This is a genomic window from Sphingomonas sp. RB1R13 (assembly GCF_036663775.1).
In the GTDB taxonomy this organism is placed as follows: domain Bacteria; phylum Pseudomonadota; class Alphaproteobacteria; order Sphingomonadales; family Sphingomonadaceae; genus Sphingomicrobium.
Genome location: NZ_JAXOJM010000047.1, coordinates 1 through 1,280, shown reverse-complemented (window position 1 = coordinate 1,280; position 1,280 = coordinate 1). Strand labels below are relative to the sequence as shown.

Genomic DNA, 1,280 nt, shown 5'->3' with positions numbered 1-1,280 from the left:
GGCTGGCAATGGGAAGGGGTGTCACCGCCAGCGGCAACCCCCCTCCCGGACTGCGACCTCCCCTTGCAGGGGGGAGGAATGACAAGGCTCAGTCCCGCAGCGCGCGTTCGCCCTCAAACATATAATCCCGCGTGACCGGCACCGAGAGCCGCCCGCGCGTCAGCTGCACCTGGTAGTTGCACAGGCCGCCATTGCGGAACGCCGCGCCCGCGCCCGCGAGATAGAACAGCCACATGCGGTAGAAACGCTCGTCATACAGTTCGACGATGCGGTCCTTCGCCGCCACGGTGCGGTCGTACCAGATGTCCAGCGTCCAGCCATAATGGCAGCGCAGCACCTCGACATCGGTCAGGAACATGCGCAGCCCCTCCTGCGCGCGGACGATCTCCGACAGTGCGGGGTTGTAGCCGCCGGGGAAGATATATTTGGTCGTCCAGTCGTCGGTGACGCCCGGCCCGTTCAGCCGCCCGATCGTGTGGAGCAGCATGACGCCGTCCTCGGTCAGCAGGTCGCGGCACTTGCGGAAGAAGGTGCGATATTGCGGCGGCCCGACATGCTCGAACATGCCGACCGACACGATGCGGTCGAACTGGCCGCCAAAAGCCTCAGGGGTGACGCGGCGATAGTCGATCAGCTCGAACTTCACCTTGTCGGCGACGCCCAGCGCCTCGGCCCGCGCGCGCGCGACCTTCAGCTGTTCCTCGGACAGGGTGACGCCCAGCACTTCCGCGCCGCACTTCTGGTGCAGGTACAGCGCCATGCCGCCCCAGCCGCAGCCGATGTCGAGCACCCTCATCCCCGGCTCGATCGCCAGCTTGGCCGCGATATGGGCCTTCTTGTCGCGCTGCGCGCGCTCCAGGTCGTTCTGCGGATCGGTGAAATAGGCGCAGCTATATTGCTTGTCGGTGTCGAGGAAGAGTTCGTACAGCGTGCCCGACAGGTCGTAGTGATGGGCGACGTTCTTCTTCGACCGCCGCTCCATGTTGATCCGGTCGATGCGATGCTTGATCGCGCCCGCCGCGCGAACCAGCCGCGACGGATTCAGGTTCGCACGCCCCGCTTCCCATTTGTCGTTGGCGGTCAGCAGCTCGACGAGATCGCGGACATCGCCCTTCTCGACGACCAGGCGGCCGTCCATGAAGGACTCGCCCGCCGCCAGTGCCGGATTGCGGACGATCTGCCCGGCGACTTGGCGATCCGTGAAGCGGATCGCGACATCGGGGTAACCAGGTTGGGGCGAGCCGAACTCGCGGACCTTTCCGTCATGATGGGTGAGAGAC

The 1,280-nt window shown here is 65.6% G+C and carries 1 protein-coding gene; it reads right to left on the bottom strand.

Translation table 11 applies throughout. The features are described 5' to 3' along the window. Positions 1–88: 88 nt before the first annotated feature. On the bottom strand, positions 89–1,280 hold a 1,192-nt coding region (locus tag U1700_RS14710), incomplete at its 5' end, for a cyclopropane-fatty-acyl-phospholipid synthase family protein (protein WP_332753433.1).